The following is a 6917-nucleotide window of genomic DNA, read 5'->3' as shown; positions in this document are numbered from 1 at the left end:
TCATAGTCAGTTGAGTGAAGCAGCTGGTCGCGCCATGAGTCATAGCTGGCGTTCTTGAACATTGGGAAGTTGTAGTAGGGTTCGTCTGCGTACTCACTCCAGTACTCGTATGCAAGCCAGTCAACATCAAAGTTGTTGAAGCTTGATCCGAGGAAGACCATGTCGAAGTCTCCGTGGAAGTACAGTCGGTTGAGGTACTCGTAGAAGTCGGTGGGTTGCGATGTCGCGTCTATGTGGAGGGCCTGGAGAGCCTGAGCTAGAATCGCACCAACCTCAATAGCGATGTTGGAGGAAGAAGCACACTCTACCAACACATCGAACTTGGAGCCGTCAGGCGCCTCTCGAATACCATCGGAGTCGACATCCAGAAATCCTGCGGCATCAAGGAGCTGGTTTCCAAGGGGCACGTTTGCCTCATAGTAGGTGTAACCCAGCTTACCCTCAACGCTGAATGGGTTCACAGCAGGAACACAGCTGTCCTGTGGCTGTGAAAGACCATCCCAGACATCATCGGATATCTTCTCCTTGTCAAGGGCGAAGGCAACTGCACGTCTGAAGGCAGTGATATTCTGCGGGTACTTCTGGTTGTTGATGACAACATAACCATACCCGTTTCTCTGCACATTTGCCACCTCAACGTTGGCTGCAGCCTCGAGGCTGGGGAGGTGGGTTGGATCGACCATGTCTCCGATAAGGTCAATCTCATCGTTAATCAGTGCGAGGACTTGCTGGTCATCACCAGTAATCACGTTGTATCTCAGCTTCTCGATAAAAGGACCCTCGTGCTTGTAGTAAGTTGTCTGTGCTGAAACAAGCAGAGGAGAGATAGCCATGAACGTGAAGGCAGCGACGAGGAATACAGCAAGTGCTCTCTTTGTGCGTTCACTGAGCATTTGTTCTCTCTATCTCCTTCCGAGTCGAATCGGATTGATGTCACTGGCTGTCCTCTGGCATAAAAGTATTATGATGCACGAAAGCCGATATGGTTCAAGGTCGCGTCTTGTTCGTCTATTCGGCTCTGCAATCGGAAGTGAACGGAGGAATGATAACACGGGACTGCAGTTGTTACAGTTGAAGCATACGCTAGAATCCGGTTTCGATCTGGATAGTCCAGTGGATTTCGGTGAATGAACAAGGAGATGACGACCTCTTGTGGGTGATTTCAGACTCACCAGAAATCACTAGGAATTCCCGTGCGAAACACCATACTAACGAGGAATGATCCATGTAGAAAGCGGGTGGTGCGAGCAGACATCCAAGCATCTCAATGCAAGCACCACTCTCTGGACGTTTCTACCTCTCTCGGAGTCTTGGGTTAAGGACTTGATCGAGCGTATGACCTACAAATGTGAACGAGAGCGATAGGATAGTGATAGCAAGTCCGGGAAACATCACCACCCACCATGCACCGTTGCTAAAGCCGCCGGAGTTCTGTGCGTCAGCCAACATCCTTCCCCAGCTAGGTTCGGCAGGGTCAGTCAAACCAAGGAAGGCGAGACCAGACTCAGACAAGATAGCTCCGACAACCCCAAGCGTGACATCAGCAAAGAGAATGGGAGCTACATTCGGCAGTATGTGCCTGTAGAGTATGTACGCATCGCTTGCTCCAATTGCTCTTGCGGACTCAACGTAGGACTTGTTCTTCTCGGCCATTACCTGTGAGCGGATGAGTCGAGATGTTCCCGTCCAACCGAGGATTGCAATTACAATGATGATGTTGCTCGTCCCTGGACCCAAGAAGGCTGCCAGAATCATCATGAATGGTAGACCCGGTATGACAAGAAGAAAGTCGACAGTCCGCATGATCACCTCATCGACCTTACCACCATAGTAGCCTGAAACCATTCCCACACTGACGCCCACAATACTAGAGAGAGCTGTCGCGGTGATACCAATCAGAAGCGACACACGAGTACCGTATATGAGCTGACTCCAAGCATCCGCACCCTTGTCTGTGGTACCCATGCGACCAAAGTAATCACCGTAGACTATCATACTCAAATGGCTAACACGGACTACGACTGAACCATTAAGACTAAGCTTCGAACTGAAGCCCCTTGTCGGTGCCAGACCGACTGCAATTCTGAGCGTGTCATTGTCATCTGGCTGATTGCCGGATGAGTCCTCGATCATGCCTTGCCAAGCCCTTTTGATGTCAAGGAAACTCAGGTCCACTCGACGCCGCTGGAAAATATCGGAATAGGGCGGACTGGACTGATAGACCTTTGTCCACTCGCCGCTCGAATCAATCAGCCAGATGTAGACTCTGAACATCAATCCCCCATACTCGTCAGAGAGGAAGTCATCCGTCAGTGATACACCGAATTCTATGGTCATGTTCACATCTGAGGGCAGCCTGTTCTTCGCCCACTCGAGGTCACGATACATGTAGATGAAGTCCTGTGCGTCAGGCAGATTGCCAGTGATATCAGGAGGAGATCTGAATAGTACAGACTGGTTCGCGATGTGTGTCCACACGAGCTCCTGATAGGCGGGGTCATCCAGCTCATTCCGAGGATGGTACGAACTTGAGAACTGACCAGATGTACCATTGACAATCACGGGTGCGTGAGTGTCGAAGCTGGGGTCATCCACATATTCGCCCGTGACAACTCCGTTAGGATCGAAGAATTGAAGCCATGCTGGTGCGAGAAAGGATGGGGCGACCTTGTTTGTAGGTGACGGACTGTATTCGACTAGGTACGGCGCAAAGATTGCTATCCCAATGTAAGTACACAGCACTACTAGGCCAATGACTCCAACCTTGTGTTTCGAGTACTGTGTTGCGAAATCCCTTATTGCAACGTACCAATTCGTATCGCGCCAGTCACTCTTACGGATACTTCTCGACATTCGCTGGTCGTCCTCTCATGTGCGGTGGTCATATTCAAGGTGTTTCCAAGAGCACCATGCCCTAGGCTGTCTGGTCATGAAGGGGAGCGGAGTCCGAAGAGTCCTCTATATCAAGATTACGAAGAGAATCGGAGCGTATGTAATGACTCCTCAGTGTGTTTCTGTGAGTGACATGACTCCTGTGTCCGACTTGCCCGAATATAGATGAACGGTTCAGGAAAAGGGGAAAAAGAGGCGGAGGAGAGCATCTGCTCATCCCACCGCACCAGTCCACTGACTCGCTTGTGGACTCAAAGTCCGTTGACTACCCGTATTTGATACGAGGATCCAATACTCCGTATAGGAGGTCGGCAACAAAGTTGGCGAGTATCGCTGTGATAGCGACAATCATGAATATCGCCTGTGCAACTGGGTAGTCGAGTTTGACTAGGCTCTCAAAGATGTACCTGCCAAGCCCATACCAGTTGAACACGGTTTCGGTCATTGTTGCGCCATTGATCAAGAAACCGAATGTCATAGCGATAACAGTGACCATTGGCAGAAGCGCATTCTTGAGTCCATGCTTGTAAAGTACATGAGTCTCGTCAAGCCCCTTGGCCCGAGCGGTCAGAATGTAGTCTTCCGTCATGACATCGATGAGGTTGTTGCGCATGTAGAGGAAGTAGCCTCCATATCCGCCAACACCTAGAGTTACCATGGGTAGGAACAGGTGGTGAAGAATATCGGCAGCCATGATGAGACCGCCGAAGGGGTCGCCTTTAGCAGCAATCCAGATATCCGGGGTGATAGTGCGGCCCAGAGGAAAACCAATCCTGATTCCAAAAGCGGCCTCTGTAGCAGTTGGCAGATAGAATGAGAAGACCATCAGCAGTATCATGCCCAACCAGAATATGGGCACGGCATATATGGCAAGAGCTACAGTCACTGCGGTTACATCCTTTCGTGACCCCGGGTCAGCTGCGACCTTCACACCAGTCCAAATCCCGATTATGATTGAAACAATCGAGGAGGTCCCCATCAGCAGGAGTGTGTTGGGCAGTCTTGCCGCAATCTCGTCAATGACAGGGTTGCCACCGTAGAAGGACACACCAAAGTTCCCTGTGAACATGTTGACGAGATATCGCCAGAACATGTAGATCCAGTCAAAGATGTCTGGGTTGGGAACAAGTCCAAACCGATCGTACAGGTCATCTAGGAGGTCCTTCGTCAGATTCCTTCTCAAGTCCTCATTTATCATGAGGTCAACTGGACTGATACCAAGTATCAGTGTGGGGAGTCTGAACAGGAAGAAGTTGAAGCATACCACGGCCACTACGAGCAGGAACATGTAGATTAGTCGTCTGATCACGTATTCTCTGAGTCCCATTTCTCGTTCTCCGTTCCGGTTTTCCTTCGAAATGCGTGTACCTAGACACACTAAGTACCGTGAGACAACCTACTATCCACAGGTATCCCTAATAAGCCTGCTGTTCTCGGAGACTCTTGCATAGGTGGTCACAACATATCACTGTGTGGTTCAGGCTGAAACAGATAGTCGCTTCCGGTGTCCGTGCTGGTGCAAGTCAGGCAACGCGGCTCCTTCTGCCGAGTCCAGACATGACTTCTGCAACAGAGTTGCTCTCGGAGATGAGTCGGCGACAGATTACCGAGAGCTGAACATTCGTAGAAACATCGCATGTGGAGATGTGTGCCAGACACCATCCCAGAGTAGACTGCAAGAGTATCGTGCACAAACATGCGGAAGGAAGTGGAAAACAAGGGGGGAAGGGTCGTGCGGACCCTTTCCCATGGTCTATCGTTCTCTAAGTCGTGGGTTGAGAACCTGATCGAGTGTATGACCTACGAAAGTGAAGGCCAGCGAGAGGACTGTGATCATCAGTCCGGGAGAAACAACGACCCACCATGCCCCGTTGCTGAAGCCACCAGATGAGTTCGCATCAGCAAGCATCCGGCCCCAGCTTGGCTGGCTAGGGTCAGTAAGGCCAAGGAAGGACAGACCAGCCTCAGAGAGGATTGCACCTACAACGCCCAGCGTGATATTGGCGAACAAGATGGGAGTCACGTTCGGCAGAACATGCCTGAAAATGATGTAGGTGTCAGAAGCACCTATCGCTCGTGCTGACTCCACGTACGACTTGTTCTTTTCGGCGAGGACCTGTGAGCGAATCAGTCTTGCCGTCCCAGTCCATCCAAGAATGGCAATCACGACGATGATGGTATTGATACTGGGACCCATGAAGGCCGCCAGAACCATCATGAGCGGAAGACCCGGAATCACCAGCAGGAAGTCGACAATGCGCATCAGGACCTCATCGGTCTTTCCACCAAAGTAACCTGCAACCATTCCAACAATGACACCGACAATGGTCGAAAGAAAAGTCGCAATCAGACCGATGTAGAGGGAGATTCTGCTCCCAAAGATAAGCTGAGACCACGCATCTGCGCCCTTGTCTGTTGTCCCGAGTGTGCCGAAGTAATCCCCGTAGACATAGGCACTGAACACATTGACATCAAGAGTAACAGACCCATTGTAGAACATCCATGGGTTCGAGCTGCTGTACGTCCTGAAAGTATATGTGGGCACAAGGGCGAAAGCAGCCTTCACTACATTCTTGTCGCCATCCTCCTTAATCCCCTCGTCGTTGGGCACCATGCCGCCCCACGTGTCCTTAATGTCAAACCAGTTGAGGTCGATCTTCCGTTCCTGACTAGTAGGGCTGTACGGGGGACTGGAACTATAGACAATCCTCCAGTTATCGGAGGGGTCAATTAGCCATATGTACACTTGGAACATGAGCCCAGCGTACTCCTCAGTAGCAAAGGATCCTGTTGTAGTGATGCCATACTCGAACGTCATGGTTGCATCCTTAGGATACCGACTGTAGGGCCATTCGAAATCCTGAACAAAGTAGACGAAGTCCTGACAAGCCACACCCGGAGTCTTAGGGTCGGGCAACGGCGGCTTGGGCCAGACGAAGCGAACCGAGTCGTTCGCCAAATGAGTCCAAGTCAGTCGGACGGTGCCCTTTGCTCCTTCGGCCTGTGGGTCGGCAGGAGCAATGTACTGACCAGCGAAGCCTGAGCCTGTCCCGTAGGAGGGACTACCGTAGACCTCTAGTTCTTCTGATGGATTGACATCTGTCAGGTAAGGACTGTCAAGGTATTCTCCAGACTGGACACCAGTAGGATCAAACAGGGACACCCAACTCGGGGCAAGGAATGGCGGCGCCACCTTCGCACTCGGGGAGGGACTGTATTCCACTAGATAGGGAGCAAATATCGCCACCCCGAAGAAGAGTATCAGCACAAACACGCCAATCATGCCGATTCGATGCCTACGGTATTCTCTCCAGAACCCGGAGATGCTGACGTACCAGTTGCTGTCCTTCCAACTACCTTTCATCTGCTGGGACAACTGCGGACCTCCATCGACAGAATGTGCCTCGAGATGCGGAACCAGATAGATTCCTTATCTACTAGCCATTCCATTGATTCGTTCACTGGTTCTGAGGCATCGAGCTGGCCTAAAAAACCGTTTGGTCTGCGTAGAAGATGACGACGCGTCCGCTAGTCGTCAGAGTCCAGCTTTTCCTCGAAAGGGTCATCATCCGTTGCAGGTCTGCTCTTGGACATCAAGTCCCGCGCTTCTCTGGCTCGGATCAGGTCCCGCGTACGTCTCGATGATGCCCAAAGGTCAGCATAGACCATGCCCACCAAGAACACCGATAACGCTCCACTCAATGCGACGACAATTCCGATGAAGCCAGTCCGGAGATAAGGGTGGATTACCACAAGGACCCAACCAACCAGAATCATGACCACAGGAATCAGAAGAATGCGTTTGCTTGGCGGCTTGCGTGTTTCAGGAAAGGGTCTAACTGACATCGCGGTGATTACCAGAACGACGCAGGCTTGCACGTTATTAGAGCTTTCGCATCAGGTGTATTCAGAGGTGAGATGGCAGAGCGGTCAACGGAAGACGCTCAAAGCAACATATATAAACCCAGCCAGAAGCACGACACGTCAATCTTGTGGGGCTCGGCCCCTGAGCTGAGTCTAGACTA

Annotated in this window: 5 protein-coding genes; all 5 read right to left on the bottom strand. The window is 51.3% G+C overall.

The window, feature by feature from the left end; all coding sequences use genetic code 11:
• Positions 1-893: hypothetical protein (locus HXY34_05015; GenBank protein NWF95479.1), on the bottom strand; the 893-nt coding region annotated here is incomplete at its 3' end.
• Between the two features lie 400 nt (positions 894-1293).
• Positions 1294-2853: an ABC transporter permease gene (locus tag HXY34_05010; protein NWF95478.1), complete on the bottom strand. Its 1560-nt coding sequence runs from the start codon at positions 2851-2853 to the stop codon at positions 1294-1296.
• A gap of 304 nt (positions 2854-3157) precedes the next feature.
• Positions 3158-4219: an ABC transporter permease gene (locus tag HXY34_05005; protein ID NWF95477.1), complete on the bottom strand. Its 1062-nt coding sequence runs from the start codon at positions 4217-4219 to the stop codon at positions 3158-3160.
• A 426-nt stretch (positions 4220-4645) separates the two neighbouring features.
• Positions 4646-6256, bottom strand: coding sequence for an ABC transporter permease (locus HXY34_05000; protein NWF95476.1), 1611 nt, complete (start codon positions 6254-6256; stop codon positions 4646-4648).
• Positions 6257-6420: 164 nt separating this feature from the next.
• Positions 6421-6738, bottom strand: a complete 318-nt coding sequence (locus HXY34_04995; protein NWF95475.1) for a hypothetical protein — start codon at positions 6736-6738, stop codon at positions 6421-6423.
• Positions 6739-6917 lie beyond the last annotated feature (179 nt).

Source organism: Candidatus Thorarchaeota archaeon (genome assembly GCA_013388835.1).
GTDB lineage: Archaea > Asgardarchaeota > Thorarchaeia > Thorarchaeales > Thorarchaeaceae > JACAEL01.
Note: the sequence above shows the minus strand (reverse complement) of the source record. Positions and strands in the feature narration are given on the sequence as shown.